Here is a 17,166-nt window from a genome sequence, read left to right as displayed (position 1 = left end):
TGGCAGCGTCGGTCCGAACGCTTTCCAAGTATTGCAGGCAGCTGGGATTAAGGTCTACACAGGCGCAAGCGGCAAGGTCAGGGATGCCGTGAAAAAATTCATTAAAAATGAGCTCCAACCAGCTTCGGGACCAACATCGGCAGCACACGCTGGAATGCGCGCGGGGAGAAGATAGTACAGAATTCATTGAATTTATTGAGAATCTTTAGAAAGATCTGGGAGGAAGGTGTAATCATGAAGATATGTATTCCCACGATGGGATACAGAGGGATATATGAAATGGTCGGAGAGCATTTTGGTAAGGTACCAACCTACACGATCATTGATACAGAAACCAATGAGATCAAGGTCATCGAAAACACAAGCGAACACAGAGGCGGCGTAGGTCTTCCGCCTGAGTTAATCAAGAAAGCGGGTGCAGATGCAATCCTTGTGTCAGGTCTGGGTTTGAGAGCGCTGGAGATTTTCAAGAAACTTGGAATCAAGGTTTATACAGGTGCTCGCGGAACGGTCGAAGAGACTCTGGCGATGTTTAAGCAAGGAAAGCTGGCTATTGCAGGTGCCGACGACGCATGCAGGGAGCACGAACACCATAGTATACAATCCAAACATCATTCATGTTGAATCGGATCGAGGATAAATAGATGCTAAGAGATCTGGAGGACGCGCTGGAAAGGAAAAAACTATGATGAATCCGAAGGATTGGTCGTTTCGAGGATGGAAACTTGTCTCGCAAGGCACATGGTTCTGGATGAACCCCTATTTTTCTTATGGAAAAGTTATCAAAAAAGAGGGAATTCTTGAAAAATGAAAATCGTCATCGCAAGTGGGAAAGGCGGAACCGGTAAAACTACGGTCGCTGTCAACCTCGCATTTAGTTTACCAGAATGTACCCTCGTTGACTGCGATGTGGAGGAGCCAAACTGCGCGTTGTTTCTCCCAATGAATTTGGAAAGGATCGAGGACGTTGTCACAAGAACACCAAAGTTCGATCTCACGAAGTGTACTTACTGCGGCCGGTGCGCTGACTTCTGCCAGTTTCATGCGATCGCAGTGATCAAATCCAAAACCCTTCTTTTTTATGAGAACCTTTGCCACGGTTGTGGAGGATGCAAACTCATTTGTCCAACTGGCGCTATTTCGGAGGGTACCAGAAAGATTGGCGAGATCCATCATGGTATGACTGATAATATCGACTTATTCGTCGGTAAGATCGATGTTGGAGAGCCGATGGCGACTCCTGTGATCAAAAAAGTCAAATCAATTGCTTTAAAAGGATCAAGGAAGCCCAGGATTTTTGATTCTCCACCAGGTGTTGCCTGTCCGGCCATAGAGGCAATGCGGGGTGCAGATTTTTGCATTCTTGTAACGGAACCGACGCCATTTGGCTTGTACGACCTGAAGCTCGCTGTTGGTGTCACGAGAAGGCTCCGGATTCCATGCGGCGTCGTGGTGAATAGGGAAGGAATAGGTGATGACCGAATCGACAGATATTGTGCAATTGAGAAGATTCCGATTCTTATGAAGATCAAGGAGAGCCAAGAGATCGCAGAATTGTATTCAAACGGCATCCCTTTCACAAAGAGATTGGTGGGATACAGACGGTTGTTCCTCAATCTGTACAAATCGATCGAGGAATTGGTTCCAGGGTCAGAAAGGACGGATAAATCATAGGAAATTGAAGAGGATGCACTATGAAAGAGATCACGATCATCAGCGGAAAAGGAGGAACTGGAAAGACCACGATCACTGCTGCCTTCGCTTCGCTCGCGAAGAACAGCGTTATGGCTGATTGCGACGTCGATGCCCCAGATCTCCACATCATTCTCGATCCAAGAATCAAGCAACGTCTTCCTTTCTACGGCATGAAAGTCGCCTTAAGAGACGAAACGAAATGCACTAAATGTGGCGAGTGTCGAAAATACTGTAGATTCGATGCAATCGATGAACACCTCAACATCGTTGATGAAATGTGCGAAGGTTGTGGAGTCTGCCAGTATGTTTGCCGCGAAAAGGCGATCGGACTGCTCGACAGAATATCAGGTTCAATTATCGTCTCCGAAACAAGATTCGGACCGTTCGTTCACGGCGAGCTGAAAATCGCAGAGGAAGCTTCAGGCAAACTCGTAACACTTGTAAAAAAGAAGGCCAGGGAAGTAGCAATAGAAAAAGGGATGGATCTGATCATTATTGATGGTCCGCCTGGTATCGGCTGTCCTGCAATCGCTGCGATTTCTGGATCGGATCTTGTGCTCGCTGTCACAGAACCTACGGTCTCAGGCGCTCACGACCTCGCGCGCGTCCTTAATTTGACAGATCATTTCGGGATCGAGACGGTCGTGTGCATCAATAAGTCGTCGATAAACCCCGATAATGCGAATAAGATAAGAGAATTCTGTGAAAGCCAGGGTCTCGATGTTGTCGGAGAATTGCCCTACGATAATTGTGCAACGAAGGCGATGGTCGCAGGTATGACTTTAATCGAATACACCGATTGCCCCATATCAAATGAAATAAGGGGCATGTGGACGAAGATTGAGAATAGACTCAAGATTGGAGACCGCGGATAAATTTTGCTTCTGTCCGGCGCACGTCAAAGAACTCCTTTCGCATAATTCAAAATCCCGAATCAAAGTCCGAACGAGCCAAAGATAGCTGATGATCTTCTGTTCATCCATTATTCGGCAATTGTTACTGCATCCCACGACAAAATTCTATTCGCGAAATCCAAGAAAGACCACCAGTCACATTTTTTCAATCTTCTACCCCTCCAGTATACCATAGGTGCATTCATGGCGTTGACAACGCGACAGAATCACCAAAACGAACCATAAAAAAATAATTTGAAATATCAAACGGTTTATCCATTTCGCATGGCATTCAAGTGTGTCGATCACAGAGATGTAAAACAAGAGGACGTCAAGGAAGAGGGTGCGAAAGGTGCAAAGATCCGTTGGTTGATCACAAAGGAAGACGGCGCTGAGAAATTTGCGATGAGGCATTTCGAAGTCGCAGTTTCAGGAAGTTCCCCGTTGCACCAGCATCCATATGAACATGAAGTTTTTGTGCTCAAAGGAAAGTGTGAGATTTTCTGCGGTGGAAAAACGGAGACGGTTGGAGAGGGTGGAGTCATATTCGTTCCGCCAAACGTGGTCCACCAATTCAGAAATGTAGGTCAAACGACTCTCGAATTCCTCTGCATGATTCCCTACACAGACTGAAGAATATGGGCTATGTTGAAATCACAATTGTGTGTATCAAACCCGAAGGCCATCAGAAAATGAGCGAAAGCCAACGACGAGCTCAATCCTGTGTCTAGGAAAGTGCAATTTCCTCCAAAAGCTCTACGGGCCCTCAGCCACAAAAGAAGAGAGATGGTGTAAGCGTAACTGCGACAACAAAAAGGGAAGAAGCGCCAAGAAATGGCGCTTCATCGGACTAGTTCACCAAATTGTGGGATAATACATCATCCACCGGCACGCCCATCGCCGACCGAATCCACCGCGGAACATGCGCCCGAATCGCCAGTACCGTGGCGGGACTGCCTGGAAATAAAACCAGGCAGGAGGCACGTAGGGATTTGCATATCCAGGTACCGGGAATCCAGCGCAATATCCCGCTCTTCGGCCAGTCAATGGCCCAAGTCCAAGGGGACCTGTTCCATCGCCGCCAGGCACCTTTAATCACCTCCTCTCTTTCTCCTTTCGATTTCCTTCTTCAACTCCTCTATCTCCTGCTCGAGATCGTCTTTCTGCGATTCGAGATAGCTGAGCTCCTCTTCGAGCATCCTCAGCTCCTCTTCCGGCGTAAGACCATATGGACTACCGTATGGCCTCGGACCCCACATCGGCGGTACATATGGATAAAGCACATCGGCTGCATAGGGAGGGGCATAAGCACCTCTTGCCCAACCGGGCAGTCCAGTCAGCCAATACATCCACCTGTAGCCTCTACCAAACCCTCGCGGCATCATTATCACCTCCTACTCCCGTTATATTCACGAGTGACGACAATCACGGCCCATTGTAGAGTGGCCATAATTGACGTCCCTCGTAAACATCTACATTATGCAATAATGCGCACTATTATTTATAATTTTCCCAATATTGCGCATAATAACGGAGACATGGATTCATACATCGAACTATCACGACGGACTTTGAGAAGAGAAAACCTGAAGAATCCTAGAATGGACCTAGAAAGTGAAAGTTGGAATCCCGTGACATGGGGAAAAATGGATTTTTTTGAAAAACTGCCTCGATCAAAATACCTTTCGCCCAGCCGAAAGACAGTACTACGAAGCAATCATAATATACGTTACTGGACATCATCCTAGATGGATTATGTTCGAGCCACGAAGGGGTAGAAGGCGCGGACCGCGGTGGATCTCAGAAATTCCCATCGTCAGGGTATTCGGACCGATAGATAGACCGCACATCGGCGTCATCAAAATGAGTTTTGAAGAAGTCGAAGCTGTGAGGCTCGTCGATTATCAAGGTCTTGATCAAGAGACGGCGGCCTCTCTAATGGGAATTTCACGGAAATCACTATGGCTTGACCTTCATTCGGCCCGCTTCAAACTCGCTAAAGCACTCATCGAAGGTGCTGTGATTCAGCTCGAGGAGGGAAATTTTCTCATTAGACCTGGGCATCCCGCGGATCTCAAACCTAAGTCGAGGGAAGTAAAGGAAGATGAGAGAGAATTAGAAGATAATCAGTGATATCAACTTCTCCACTACTATCTAGCACTAATACTTGTGATGAGCTTTCGATCAGTCAATCAAATCTTCACATTCCTTTTCAAAGATTCGGTGAAAGAATCTCCTCTGCGACTCAATTCATCAATTGACCAGCAAGAAATTAAAGAAGGGGCTATTGGATCTTGAGTACATTCGAGGGCATTTCCGGTTTCGGGACAAAAGCGACCTCCTGCTCATTGAGAATTGTCACATGCATCGCCTTCGAAGAACTCTTCACAGATGTGGTGATAGATTTCTTCAATTCCTCCGGTGTTGAGCAAACCCTTGCATTGATGACAAGCTTCCCTTCGCCGATGAAAAATCGCTCACCCCTCAAATCGTCGATTCTCAACCTATCCCCGACAAGACTCAATTTCATCGTGCTTCTCGTCGATGAAAGAATTGCCTTCACATGCGCTAGTGAGTTGCTCTCGAAGTGCTCCGCAATTCCCTTCATTATTTCTATGAGAAAAGTCCGCGCGTCTACGCGCTCGTCCGCCCTAACCTCAGCGCTGTAGTTGCACCAGCCGAGCATCGCTTTTTCCCTGGCGAAAATCCTCTGATCGACCTCGAGAGGTTTCTTTGTGCTCTTTTTTTCTGAGATCATCAACTCCGCAATTCTTTCCACATTCATTTTCGTGATGAAAGAGTAGGGTATAATCATCGCCTCTTGATTGAGGTTTTTGATATACTCAATAACCGCGTCCAGTTGCCCCCCTTCGACGAGGTCACATTTTGACAGGACAATGATCTCTGCTTCCTTGATCTGTTGCACTGGGATGAGACTTGCCAAAGTGGAGGAGTCCTCTTTGCGATTAAGTGATTCGTAGGTAGCTTGACAGTCGACAACGACAAACAATGGCGCAATCTCAAAATCTTGTGGATATAGCTCCTTCAAAGGCGAGATAACAGCCGCGAGGAGGTTTGTCGCCGTTCCAATCGATTCAGCAATGATGAGATCGGGTCTCTTGGTGAAGGCGAGTCGTTGGGCATCCCTAACAAATTCCTCAAAATTCACACAAAAGCAACCGCCACGGATTTCTTCCACATCGAACCCACCGCTGCGCATGAATTCGGTGTCGACGAGGACATTGCCCTGGTCGTTTGTAATGACTGCAACTAGGGCGTTTTCCTTTTCCATCAAAAATTTCCCGACAGCCATTGCCATACTGGACTTGCCAGCACCGAGGAAACCGCCGATGATTGCAATTCTAACTGGATTGCGAAGTTCATCGCCTGTCATGTTGTTGCTCACCGGCAGGGCAAATCGTTCAATGACTAAATAAATTGCCGATAAGTCAAATATTGAAGATCGCGATCCTCCTAGCGACCAGCCAGTCCCTCAAGCTTTACGAACCTATTGATATAAGCGCAATTCTCACACGGAATTGTGATCACACATTTTTCCCCTTTTGAAATCCCCCTGAGCGCGCAGACAATCGCGTGATCGATAGGCCTGAAAGGTTGCTTTCTCTGGTTTCCAATCAAAATCTCCTTCTCGACTTTATTGATGACCGATGCGCAAGAACACTTCTTGATATGTTCGAGACATTTCATTGCCTCTCCCTCCGTACAGGAATCGCATCGCGTCCCGACCTTTGCCAACGATCCGAAGAGTCCTGCGAGCGGATCGACGAGATAAATCGTATTCTCTTTTCCAAAGGTAATGAAGATCGAATTTCGATGTAAGGGCGCGATCAACTCCATCCGCGTTCCCCTCACCTTTTTCTCAGAAGCGACTGTCCAAAACTCCCTTAAATGATTGTTCAACTGGTATACGAGTTGATGGTAGTTAACACCGATCAAATCGGCTAACTCTTGCTTTGAAACGGGCGAATCCAGTGCCCTTCTGTAAAGAGTTTTGAGAATTTGCTTCCTTAGATCATGATTTACGAGACTGACGTATGCCTCTGGATCAATATATGATACCTCAATGACACAAGCATTCTTCATCAAATGATGATTGATTTTTCAAATATTAAAGGATGGAGTCAAAAATATAATATCATGCATGATCCCTCATGTATCGCGACGATTTCTGCTTCCCCACCTTGGATTATTTTGACCAAGGAAGGACGATTTTCGTTCAGTAAAGTCATAAAAGGAGTCAGGATTTTGGCGCCGGCTATCGGCAGGATGACTCGGTAATCAGGGACAAAACATTATTATGGGTATTTGACGCAACCCAAAAAAAACGAAAAAAACGTACGAGAAATGATCCGTAGGATGATGTATCACACTTTTTCGCACCGTGTCCTGCTCTGCTCCCTCATGAATTGGATAAGGTAGTAAGGACCACCAGCACCTTTTCCAGTTGATCCACTCGCTTTCCAACCGCCAAAAGGCTGGGCGCCAACCATCGCACCCGTCGAGCCACCCCGCCTTCTATTTGCATAAAGTACCCCTGCCTCAGTGTGATCGAAGTAATAATCAATCTCCCCCTCATCGGTTGTAAAAATCCCTCCCGTAAGACCATACTCAACCTCATTTGCTCTTCTCACCGCTTCCTCTAGGTTCGGAACTCGTTGCACGCACAGGAAAGGGAGGAAGAGCTCATTCCTAATAAGGAAGTGATCGTTGGGGAGATCTGCAACAATCGTTGGCTCGACATAGTGGCCCCTGTCAAAAATGCCACCAGTAATTCTCGACCCGCCGGCAAGGATTTTTCCGTCAGCCTTTGCGATATCTGCAAACTTGACGAAATCGTTAGCCGCTTTCTCACTAATGACGGGTCCAAGAAAAACATCGCGTTCTCTCGGATCCCCGATCTTGAGCGCTTGTGTCTTTTTGATCATTTTTTTGATAAACGCATCAGCAACATCCTCGAACACGATGACCCGTGAACAGGCGCTGCACTTCTGTCCACCGTACCCGAAAGCTGAGGACACAACACCATCGACAGCGTCATCAAGGTCTGCCTTCGAAGAGACAATGATCGCATTCTTGCCGCCCATCTCAGCAATAACAGGTCTCGGCCATGGATTGATTGAAGAATGGATGATGCTGTATCCGATTTCCTTTGACCCCGTAAAGACGATTCCACTTACCCCAGGATGGTGGATTAAAGCATCTCCCACTTCCGCACCTGGGCCAGCAACGAAATTGATTACACCGGGAGGTAATCCGGCAAGCCGCATGATCTGACAGATCATATAGACCGGAAGTGGTGCTAATGACGACGGCTTAATGACGACGGTGTTCCCAGTGATCATCGCGGCCGTCGCCATGCCCGTTGTGATAGCAGCTGGAAAATTGAAAGGGCAGATAACCGCCCATACTCCATATGGGCGCATGACGCTCAGCGATTTTTCGCCCTCGTAAGCCATCAGTGTCTCGACGACGAAACCGTCATGACGAACCATTTGGTCGCAGTAGAATTCGATGAAATCGATCGCCTCATCGACATCAGCCACCGCCTCATACCTGTTCTTACCATTATCGAGTGTCACAGCCGCAGCAAGCAAGAACTTCTCATTTCTCATGATGCTAGCAATTTTTTTGAATATAGAAACCCGTAGGTGCCAGTCAGTCTCCGACCATTCCTTGAATGCTTCACCAGCGGCCCTGACAGCTTCGTTCACATCATGAGATGTAGAGCGTGGAAAACGGCCGAGCAGGATTGAACGATCAATCGGACTCCTGTCCTCAAAACCCCCCTGCGCTTCTCTCTCAACTCCGCCTATGATATTTGGAAACGAAACACCGAGTGGCGTTGAATCAAGTGCTTCTTCATACGCCAGGTGAACCTCCTCAATTTTTTTCGCCTTGAGTGCGTTTTCAAAAGTCTTTTCATTTGTAAAAGTCATATCAAATCAGTACTCCTGGATCAAACATGAGAGCTTTCCTTTAATAAGGATTTCGAACAGAAATGTTTATTATTACCCAAAATCCAGTCTATTTTTTAAAAAAAAGCAACTAGGTGCTTTCCAAGAATTCAAAATTTAATACACACGAGAGATTGTGTCATTGAACAAGGTTGAAAATCATGCGTTATCGATGTCCCTGCGAATAAAAAATGAGCGATTATCGGGAATTTTCGGTAGTAGTGATGAAATCGATGAAAACGATAAAATAAGATTCCCTCGCTACAGGTCTTAACAATCCTATGAAGAGTCGGAAGGCTTAATTCCTTAATGATCTGGGTTGGTCACCATGGAGGAGAAAAAGGAGGGCAAGATCGGCATTTATTTGTGCAGGGAAAAGGGAGAGATCAGTGACCGCATTGACCTTGAAGAGGTCGCAGCCTTCTTGCGCCAATTTGAGGATGTCGTCGATGTGGACATTTTCGATGAGCTCTCTTCGAGGGAAGGGATCGATTTTCTTATCGGCAAATACCTGGACAAGAAATTTGACAGGATTCTCATCGGTGGGGCGATCCCCAATATCCAGGGGGAGACGATTAGGAGTGCACTCGCCTCAGCGGGAATGAACAAGTATCTCTTTGAAATGGTCAATCTCAGAGAGCAGTGTGCATGGGTTCACCCTGACAAGGCGGAGGCGACGAGAAAGGCGAAGTCCCTTATGCTCGGCGGTCTCGAACGGGTTAGACGCCTAAAACCACTAGAGGACATCACGATTCCGATCAAGGACTCCGTTCTGGTCATCGGAGGTGGCGTGGCGGGCATGGCGGCTGCGCTTGAAATCGCCAAAGCAGGTCACAAGGTCTATCTCGTCGAGAGGGAGGGGGAGCTCGGGGGGAGGGCTTACAAACTCGCGACAACGTTTCCGACACATAATTGCGGGATATGCTGCATGCAGTATTGCAAGGAGTGCATCTTTACACCTAAGATCGAGGACGTCGAAAGAAACCCCTTTATCGAAGTCATGCTAAACACTGAGGTAAAAGAGATCACAGGAGGGTTTGGGAACAGACATGTAAAGGTCGTCCAGAATGGTACTGAAAAAGAGTTCGATGTCGGCGCGATCGTCGTCGCAACAGGATCGAAGACCTTCGATCCCCGTAGGATACCCTCGTACTCTTACGGCGAGAGTAAGGACATCATGACCTCCATGGAATTCATCGACATTATGCGGCACGCTGATATCACAGGGGTACGAAGACCTTCCGATGGAAAAATCCCGAAGACTATCAACTTTGTCTTATGTGTCGGTTCGAGAGACAAGTCCAAAGGCAATCTACACTGCTCCCTCGTTTGTTGCACATACACAATCGGGATTGCAAAAGAGGTCAAGAAATTACATCCAGAAACTGAAGTGTATATCCACTACATCGATCTCAGGGGTCCGTATAGAGGATTTGAGGAATTTTATACAGATGCGAGAGAAATTGGCATTAATTTCATTCGTGGCAAGGTCGCTGAGATCATTCCTGAAAATGGAAAACTGTTGATTAGGGCGGAGGACACTGATGCTGGCGTTGTACTCAATATAGAGAGCGACCTCGTAGTTCTCGCGGTGGGGCAGGAGCCAAGCGAAGGATCTGACAGAATCGCCAAGATGCTCCACATACAGACAGATATCGATAACTTCATGAAAGATGTCAACCCGATGCTACCGCCACAGATACGCCGCGGCGTTTATATCGCGGGCTGTGCACAAGGTCCTAAAGGTATCAGATATTCCATCGATGATGCAAAATCCGTTGCACAAGAGATCATTGCGCTCCTCGACGCAGGGAAGATCAATATTGAGAGGATCACGGCGAAGGTTAACGAGGAGCGGTGCCGCGGATGCGGGCGATGCGCTGAGGTGTGCGTGTTCAAGGCGATATCCCTTGTTCCAAAGGACGGAGGGCGTGTCGCAGTAGTTGATGAATATCTTTGTGAGGGATGCGGGGCATGCGCCGCCGCCTGCTGCAATAAAGCGATGACCGTGAGCCATTACGAGCGAGAACAGATCGAATCGATCATTTGCTCACTCATCCAGGAGGTGGAAGAATGAGCAATGATTTTGAGCCGACAATACTCGTCTTTGCATGTAGCTGGTGCGGTTATCCAGCAGCAACTCTCACGGGCGTGCACCACCTGAGTTACCCTCCAGGCGTTAAGATCATCCGAGTCATGTGCACTGGACGTGTTGAGCCAGCATTCATGATGAAAGCCTTCGAATGCGGTGCTGACGGTGTCGCCGTTGTGGGATGCAGAATCGACGATTGCCACTACACTGACGGAAACAAGCATGCGCTGAAGCGCATCGAAGCCGTGAGAAAGCTTCTTAGATATACAGGTCTGGGTGAGGAGAGGTTAAGATGCGAATGGCTTTCTGCCTCCGAGAAGTACAAGTTCCTCAACTTGATCAACAGCATGTATAATGATCTAAAGGCCATGGGCCCCAACCCAGTCCCCAAGATCGAAAGAAGAGAAGTGATGGAATTCGACAAAAAGGCCATCGACGATTTGATAGCGGACACCGGCGCACATGACTGCGTTGAATGCGGGAAGTGTACATCGGTATGCCCCGTCGCACGCTTCGATCCAAATTTCGCGCCCCGTGTCATCGTTTTAAGGGCACTTGAGGGCGTCTCGGACAGCTTGAGCAAGGACAGGGACATCTGGTCATGCATTACCTGTGAAATGTGCAACTCGATGTGCCCCTACAAAGTCGATTATTCCGGTTTCATTCAAGGTATGCGTTCCGAGGCGATCATGCTCGGCAACGAACCAGAATGCTCCCAGGGCGGACTACTCCAGAGCATGATGCGTGTGATGGCACACACCGAGAAACAGAATCGACTGGATTGGGTGCCCAATGATGTGAAGATCGCCGACAAAGGTGACATTTTATATTTCGTGGGGTGTGCACCGCACCTCGATGCCGTGTTCTACGACCGTAACCTCAATCTAACTGGCACAGCGGTTTCAGCGATCAAAATTCTCAACCACGCAGGTGTCGTACCAGTTGTCAGTAACGACGAGGTGTGCTGTGGACACGACCTCAACTGGGCAGGCGATAACGAGAATTTTGAGAAGCTGATGGAGAAAAACATCGAAATGATCAAGAACGCTGGCGCGAAAAAAGTCATTTTCTCATGCCCAGAATGTTACAGGACGTTCAATATCGACTATCAGGACATACTGGGTGATCAAGACTTCGAAATGATGCACCTCACCGAGTTCCTCGCAGACCTCATCGACGAGGGGAAACTTGAACTTAAACCAGCGACCGACGAAGAGGATTCAGTGACCTATCACGATCCATGTCGTCTCGGGAGACATCTCGGGGTGTACGACGAGCCTCGTGATATTCTCAGGGAAGTGGGCGTTGAGGTGAGGGAGATGGCAAATACAAGGGACAAGGCGCAGTGCTGCGGCGTTTCCGCTTGGATCACCTGCGGGAGACCAGCGAAGCAGATGCAGCTCGACAGGATTGCGGAAGCCAAGAGAACTGGTGCTCGTCGGCTTCTCACGATGTGCCCTAAATGCAGGATTCATCTCGATTGTGCTGTCTCGAAGGAAGTCGATGTCGACAGGTCCCTCATCGACATTCCTATGGAGGACTACGTAACGTATTTGGCGAAGCGCCTCGGTCTGTAAAACCTTATGTGCAAATACGATCTCAGACGAGGCGATACCTTTCGCCCGGGCGGAGGATGACGCACTTCGCCCGCGTCTTCGACTCGACCTTTCTCCGGAATTCCTCAGGATCGGCCTTGATCGGATCGAAGGTGTTGTAGTGCATTGGAATGACCAATTTCGAGTTCAACATCGCCGTTGCCCTGACCGCATCGTCAATGCCCATCGTGTAATGTCCCCCGATCGGCAACAGTGCCACATCAATTGCAAATTCCTCACCAATGAGTTTCATATCCCCAAAGAGCGCGGTATCCCCCGCGTGATAGATCGCCTTGCCGTCTGTTGAAATGACGAATGAGCAGGCGACTCCGACAGAGCTGATGCCGTCGACAGATGAACCATGAAACGCTGGAAAGATTTTCACATTACAGAAAGGCATGACCAATGTACCGCCGATATGGCCGTCAATCGACTTAGCGCCCTTGGAGCCCACGTAGTTCGCGATCTCGAAAGTCGAATGTACTGGCGCCCTTGTTTTCTTCGAAATCTCGATGGCGTCACCGAGGTGATCTCCGTGCGCATGCGTGACGAGAATGAGATCAGGTTTGAGATCTTTCGGCGCAGATGCTAGAGGATTGCCTGTGATGAAAGGATCGACGAGTATCTTCCCCTTTGAGGACTCAACGAGAAAGGCCGAATGCCCCAAATACACGATATCTACCATGCAAACCCCCGCCTTTTATCAGTGAAAACCGCCTATTTCAATGCTTTGCCCCTTCTCTTTGCTGAATTGATCACCTCATGATTTTGTTGATTTCAATCATTTCTGGAACAAAATGAAAAAAGAGATAACGGTGAAGTATCAGTATCATTACACGGAGGAAATACCGATGGAACGATTTGACGTCTGCATTGTTGGCGGCGGACTGGCGGGGCTTTGTGCCGCTTTCGAGGCCGCGAGGGCCAACGCGAATGTCTGTATGGTCACAAAAGGGTGCGTCGGAAAAGCATCGGCGACCTCGATGTCGGCCGGGATTTTTTCACATCCAACCGAACAAATGAGGGAAGACGACCTATTCAGGGCGACGATGGAAATCGGACGCTGGATCAACGATGAAAAACTCGTAAGAAAGCTTGTGAGCGGTGGCAAGGAAGTCCCCAGTTTCCTCCAGAGCCTTGGGGTTAAATTTGAATCGAAGCCTTCAGGGATGCACCTAATGCGAGAGAGGCTCATTTTCCCAATGATAGAACTCACTACACTGATGAAAGAATCGTTGAAAGAGATGGGCGTTACCTTCTTTGAACATTGCACTGTAGAGAACCTCGTCGTCGATGGGAAAAAATGCCTGGGGATCGTCTGTTTAGACCGCAATTGCTCACCTTTTTCAATCATCGCCAATGCAACTATCCTTGCAACTGGCGGATTTTGCGCGATGTTTGAGAACAACGATAACCCCGTTTCGACAACTGGTGACGGAATGGTCATGGCCCTTGAGGCAGGCGCGTCGCTGAGGGATCTTGAATTTGTCCAGTTTTTCCCGATCGCAATGATTCATAAGGGTTTACCGCCATTTATCCTCTTCCCGCCCTACCCTACAGGCGCGAGGATCGTCAACGATAGAGGCGAGGACATTTTGAAGAAAAGGGTGCCAGAGGAAACGGATTTGACGAAGGCAGTCATCGTCTACCGCGACAGGGTCTGCCAGGCGATCGCCTTCGAGGAGGAAAAGGGGAGGAAGTGTTTTCTTGATCTCTCGTCTGTGAAAAGGTGGGACGATGCGGACATGAAAACGATGAACTCGATGTTCCAGCTTCGCACCTATCGTTTTCCATCAAATAATGAGACTATGATAAGGATTACCTGCACGGCTCATCATTCGATGGGCGGCATCATCATCGATGAAGATTGCTCGACTGGTATCCAAGGCCTTTATGCCGCAGGAGAAGTCGTCGGCGGGATCCACGGAGCGAACAGAAAAGGAGGAAATGCGCTCGCAGATGCACTGATCTTCGGGAGGATCGCGGGTGCTAACGCCGCAAAACAAAAGGGTTTGCCCGTTGAAAAGGATCGGTTTGAAACGCTGGTCTCGATAACTGATAACCAGTCCAGACAAGCCGAAGAGATCCCGCGCGACAGATTAGAAGAGATGAGAGAGACGATCGCACGAACCTGCTCAAAGTGTCTCGGTATTGTACGCTCGAGAGACTTGCTCTCTGAGAGTGCTGCAATAACTGAGAAGATGTTTGTCGCCTTGAAGAATGCAAGAACTGATCAAAAATCACGGATTCTCCTTGACGAGGTTCGATCAATGGCGCTTTTGGCCGAGATGACTACCCATACCGCACTCCTTCGCCAGGAAAGTAGGGGGTCCCATTTCAGAAAGGACTTTCCCGTCGAAGATGAGCGCTGGCTTGGGTACATCGAAGTCTCCATGGTCGACAAGAAGCCAGCGTATTCATTTGTGCCGAAAGGGGGGAAAGCGGCATAAAAACAGAGAAGCAGTGTGCATTCATCTTGCACATAACAATCGAATCCTCCCAGAATTTATCAGCAGGATTTAGATGGTATTATGCGTCATGAATGCCTAACCTATGGTCGAAAGAATACGGAAATGAGCACCATTTTATCCCATAGGGAAGAAAAATGCGAATCATGAGAGGCTGGTGTTTCGCTTGAGAATCTCGATCATTGGTGCTGGTTATGTTGGTCTTGTCACTGGCGTTTGCTTCGCAGAATTGGGTCATGAGGTCATTTGCATAGACGTCGTTGAAGAGAAGGTCAAGGCTATCAATGAGGGGATGAGTTCAATTTACGAGAAAGGACTCGATGCGCTCCTCCAGAAACACCTGAAGGGTCGTACGTTCTACGCCACGAATGATTTCTATCACGTAAAGAACACGGATATCACCCTTGTTTGTGTTGGAACGCCGCGGATGGAAAACGGGTTTCTTGATACGACTTACCTTGAAAGTGCTGCGATGGATATCGGTCAGGTCCTTGCTGAGAAAGATGGATACCACGTAGTCACGGTGAGAAGCACTGTGTTGCCTACGACTACGGAAAGTATTGTGGTCCCAGCACTCGAGCGAACTTCTAAGAAAAAGGCTGGAAAGGATTTTGGTGTTGCTGTAAACCCCGAGTTCCTCAAGGAGGGCAACGCGATCGAAGACTTCATGCATCCAGATAGGATCGTAATAGGGGCTCTCGACGACCGCTCCCTCACCGTCCTAAGATCTCTCTACTCGACCTTCAAGTGTCCCGTTGTGGAGACATCCCTGAAAACAGCGGAGATGATCAAACTCGCATCAAATGCGTTCCTAGCGACGAAGATTTCATTCATCAATGAGATCGGGAATATCTGCAAGGCTCTGGGAATTGATGTCAGAGAGGTCGCGAGAGGGATGGGATACGATAAGCGGATAGGACCAGAATTCCTCAGAGCGGGCTGCGGCTTCGGAGGTTCTTGTTTTCCGAAAGACACCACTGCACTTGCTTCACTGGCGAGGTCTCAGCAAATCGAACCGATCGTTCTTGACGCAGTTATAGGGGTCAACGAAAGACAGCCCCTCAAGATGGTCGAATTACTGGAGCGCCATATAGACATTCAGGGGAAGACGATAGCGGTTCTCGGGCTCTCTTTCAAACCTGGTACTGACGACATCCGGGAAGCGAGCTCGATCAAAATCGTCAAAGCGTTGATTGAGAAGGGCGCGAATATTAAGTGCCATGACCCAAAGGCGATTGAGAATTTTCGCAGAGAATTCCCAACGCTCACTTATTGCGGAACTCCCCGAGAATGCATTGAGGACTGCGATGCGGTTCTCATCGTGACTGAGTGGGAGGAATACGCAGATCCAAATCTATACGGTGACAAGCTCGTAATCGATGGGAGGGGAATCGTGAGAACAAAAAAATACGACGGAATCTGTTGGTGAAAGGAATGAAAGCGGTAATTCCTGCTGCGGGTCTGGGCGTTAGATTTTTGCCATTGACGAAAGCGCAGCCGAAGGAAATGCTGCCGGTTGTCGATAAGCCGACAATCCAGTATGTTGTCGAGGAGGCGATCGCAGCGGGCATCAGCGATATCATCATCGTAACTGGTGCGGGAAAGAGGGCGATCGAAGATCATTTTGATCGATCGCCAGAACTTGAGGCAGTACTCGAGAGAAACGGTAAGGAAGAGGAATTGCAAGAGATCAGAAGGATATCGCATCTCGCGGAGATTCATTACATCAGGCAAAAGACGCCGAGAGGTCTTGGCGACGCTGTCTATTGCGCAAGGAGACACATAGGCAATGAACCGTTTGCTGTCATGCTTGGCGACACAATCAATATCGCGGCGGTCCCCGTCGTCAAGCAACTTATGGACGTTCATGAGTTGCTTGGCACGTCCGTCATCGCCGTCGAGAGAGTGCCGAGGGAGAAGATTAGGGATTACGGGATCATTAAGGCTAGAAACGTGAGGGAGAGACTCCACTTAATAGAGGATTTGGTCGAGAAACCTATACCAGATCAGGCGCCGTCAGATTATGGTATTACTGGCACATACATCTTGACCCCCAGTATTTTTCATTGCATCGAACAAACCCCAGCGGGGAGAAACGGCGAGATCCAACTGACAGATGCCCTGAGACTTCTCCTCAGAGAAGAAAAAATCTATGCGTACGAGTTTGAAGGGAAGCGGTACGATATCGGTGACAAGCTGGGGTGGATGAAGACAAACCTCGAACTCATTCTCGATCATCCAGAATTCAGTGAGGAAACCACTAAGTTCCTACTCGATCTGCTCAGGAGGAAAAAGATAATCAAGGGCACAAAGGAAGGGACTCGGAGAGAAAAAAGCAATAATATGTTGGATTAACGAATATCCAGCTAACGTAAGATGACAATGTTGATACCTATCTCGTTTTCACGAAATAAAAAAAAGATCACCCATTGAGTTGGACAGTGACCC

Annotated in this window: 16 protein-coding genes; 10 read left to right on the top strand and 6 right to left on the bottom strand. The window is 48.3% G+C overall.

Annotation, left to right across the window (positions count from 1 at the left end):
- Positions 1 to 234: 234 nt before the first annotated feature.
- The 4 genes from QHH00_04455 to QHH00_04440 all read left to right on the top strand — a co-directional run bounded on the left by QHH00_04455 (position 235) and on the right by QHH00_04440 (position 3,221).
- On the top strand, positions 235 to 624 hold the full coding sequence (locus tag QHH00_04455; GenBank protein MDH7508634.1) for a NifB/NifX family molybdenum-iron cluster-binding protein: 390 nt from the start codon (positions 235 to 237) through the stop codon (positions 622 to 624).
- A gap of 183 nt (positions 625 to 807) precedes the next feature.
- Complete coding sequence (locus QHH00_04450) at positions 808 to 1,674, top strand: ATP-binding protein (GenBank protein ID MDH7508633.1); 867 nt, start codon at positions 808 to 810, stop codon at positions 1,672 to 1,674.
- A 20-nt stretch (positions 1,675 to 1,694) separates the two neighbouring features.
- A complete protein-coding gene (locus tag QHH00_04445) occupies positions 1,695 to 2,570 on the top strand; it encodes an AAA family ATPase (GenBank protein ID MDH7508632.1) in 876 nt (291 codons plus the stop codon).
- Positions 2,571 to 2,873: 303 nt separating this feature from the next.
- Positions 2,874 to 3,221 carry a cupin domain-containing protein gene (locus QHH00_04440; GenBank protein MDH7508631.1) on the top strand — a complete coding sequence of 116 codons (348 nt, stop codon included), beginning with the start codon at positions 2,874 to 2,876 and terminating at the stop codon, positions 3,219 to 3,221.
- A gap of 222 nt (positions 3,222 to 3,443) precedes the next feature.
- Here the strand turns inward: QHH00_04440 and QHH00_04435 are convergent, their stop codons facing one another.
- Positions 3,444 to 3,677, bottom strand: a complete 234-nt coding sequence (locus QHH00_04435) for a DUF5320 domain-containing protein (GenBank protein MDH7508630.1) — start codon at positions 3,675 to 3,677, stop codon at positions 3,444 to 3,446.
- A gap of 2 nt (positions 3,678 to 3,679) precedes the next feature.
- A complete protein-coding gene (locus QHH00_04430; protein MDH7508629.1) occupies positions 3,680 to 3,973 on the bottom strand; it encodes a hypothetical protein in 294 nt (97 codons plus the stop codon).
- A 370-nt stretch (positions 3,974 to 4,343) separates the two neighbouring features.
- Between QHH00_04430 and QHH00_04425 the strand changes: the two genes are divergently transcribed.
- Positions 4,344 to 4,721 carry a DUF134 domain-containing protein gene (locus tag QHH00_04425; protein ID MDH7508628.1) on the top strand — a complete coding sequence of 126 codons (378 nt, stop codon included), beginning with the start codon at positions 4,344 to 4,346 and terminating at the stop codon, positions 4,719 to 4,721.
- A 151-nt stretch (positions 4,722 to 4,872) separates the two neighbouring features.
- Here the strand turns inward: QHH00_04425 and QHH00_04420 are convergent, their stop codons facing one another.
- From QHH00_04420 to QHH00_04410, 3 genes are all read right to left on the bottom strand, one after another.
- Positions 4,873 to 5,982, bottom strand: coding sequence for a GTP-binding protein (locus tag QHH00_04420; protein ID MDH7508627.1), 1,110 nt, complete (start codon positions 5,980 to 5,982; stop codon positions 4,873 to 4,875).
- A gap of 80 nt (positions 5,983 to 6,062) precedes the next feature.
- The gene (locus QHH00_04415; GenBank protein MDH7508626.1) at positions 6,063 to 6,692 is read right to left on the bottom strand and encodes a hypothetical protein; all 630 of its coding nucleotides are present in this window, start codon (positions 6,690 to 6,692) and stop codon (positions 6,063 to 6,065) included.
- 281 nt (positions 6,693 to 6,973) lie between these two features.
- Positions 6,974 to 8,545 (bottom strand): aldehyde dehydrogenase family protein, encoded by a 1,572-nt coding sequence (locus tag QHH00_04410; GenBank protein ID MDH7508625.1) that lies wholly within the window; start codon positions 8,543 to 8,545, stop codon positions 6,974 to 6,976.
- A gap of 346 nt (positions 8,546 to 8,891) precedes the next feature.
- Between QHH00_04410 and QHH00_04405 the strand changes: the two genes are divergently transcribed.
- The gene (locus QHH00_04405; GenBank protein ID MDH7508624.1) at positions 8,892 to 10,640 is read left to right on the top strand and encodes a CoB--CoM heterodisulfide reductase iron-sulfur subunit A family protein; all 1,749 of its coding nucleotides are present in this window, start codon (positions 8,892 to 8,894) and stop codon (positions 10,638 to 10,640) included.
- The gene (locus QHH00_04400; protein MDH7508623.1) at positions 10,637 to 12,232 is read left to right on the top strand and encodes a hydrogenase iron-sulfur subunit; all 1,596 of its coding nucleotides are present in this window, start codon (positions 10,637 to 10,639) and stop codon (positions 12,230 to 12,232) included. Before QHH00_04405 ends, QHH00_04400 begins: the two co-directional genes overlap by 4 nt.
- Positions 12,233 to 12,254: 22 nt before the next feature.
- Here the strand turns inward: QHH00_04400 and QHH00_04395 are convergent, their stop codons facing one another.
- Positions 12,255 to 12,935 (bottom strand): metal-dependent hydrolase, encoded by a 681-nt coding sequence (locus QHH00_04395; protein MDH7508622.1) that lies wholly within the window; start codon positions 12,933 to 12,935, stop codon positions 12,255 to 12,257.
- A 112-nt stretch (positions 12,936 to 13,047) separates the two neighbouring features.
- Here QHH00_04395 and QHH00_04390 point away from each other — a divergent pair, with 112 nt between their 5' ends.
- The 3 genes from QHH00_04390 (at position 13,048) to galU (ending at position 17,073) form a co-directional block, all read left to right on the top strand.
- A complete protein-coding gene (locus QHH00_04390) occupies positions 13,048 to 14,700 on the top strand; it encodes an FAD-dependent oxidoreductase (protein MDH7508621.1) in 1,653 nt (550 codons plus the stop codon).
- Between the two features lie 175 nt (positions 14,701 to 14,875).
- Complete coding sequence (locus tag QHH00_04385; protein MDH7508620.1) at positions 14,876 to 16,147, top strand: UDP-glucose/GDP-mannose dehydrogenase family protein; 1,272 nt, start codon at positions 14,876 to 14,878, stop codon at positions 16,145 to 16,147.
- A gap of 5 nt (positions 16,148 to 16,152) precedes the next feature.
- The gene (gene galU, locus QHH00_04380) at positions 16,153 to 17,073 is read left to right on the top strand and encodes a UTP--glucose-1-phosphate uridylyltransferase GalU (GenBank protein MDH7508619.1); all 921 of its coding nucleotides are present in this window, start codon (positions 16,153 to 16,155) and stop codon (positions 17,071 to 17,073) included.
- Positions 17,074 to 17,166 lie beyond the last annotated feature (93 nt).

The sequence above is a fragment of the Methanomassiliicoccales archaeon genome (genome assembly GCA_029907465.1).
Lineage (GTDB): Archaea > Thermoplasmatota > Thermoplasmata > Methanomassiliicoccales > JACIVX01 > JACIVX01.
Note: the sequence above shows the minus strand (reverse complement) of the source record. Positions and strands in the feature narration are given on the sequence as shown.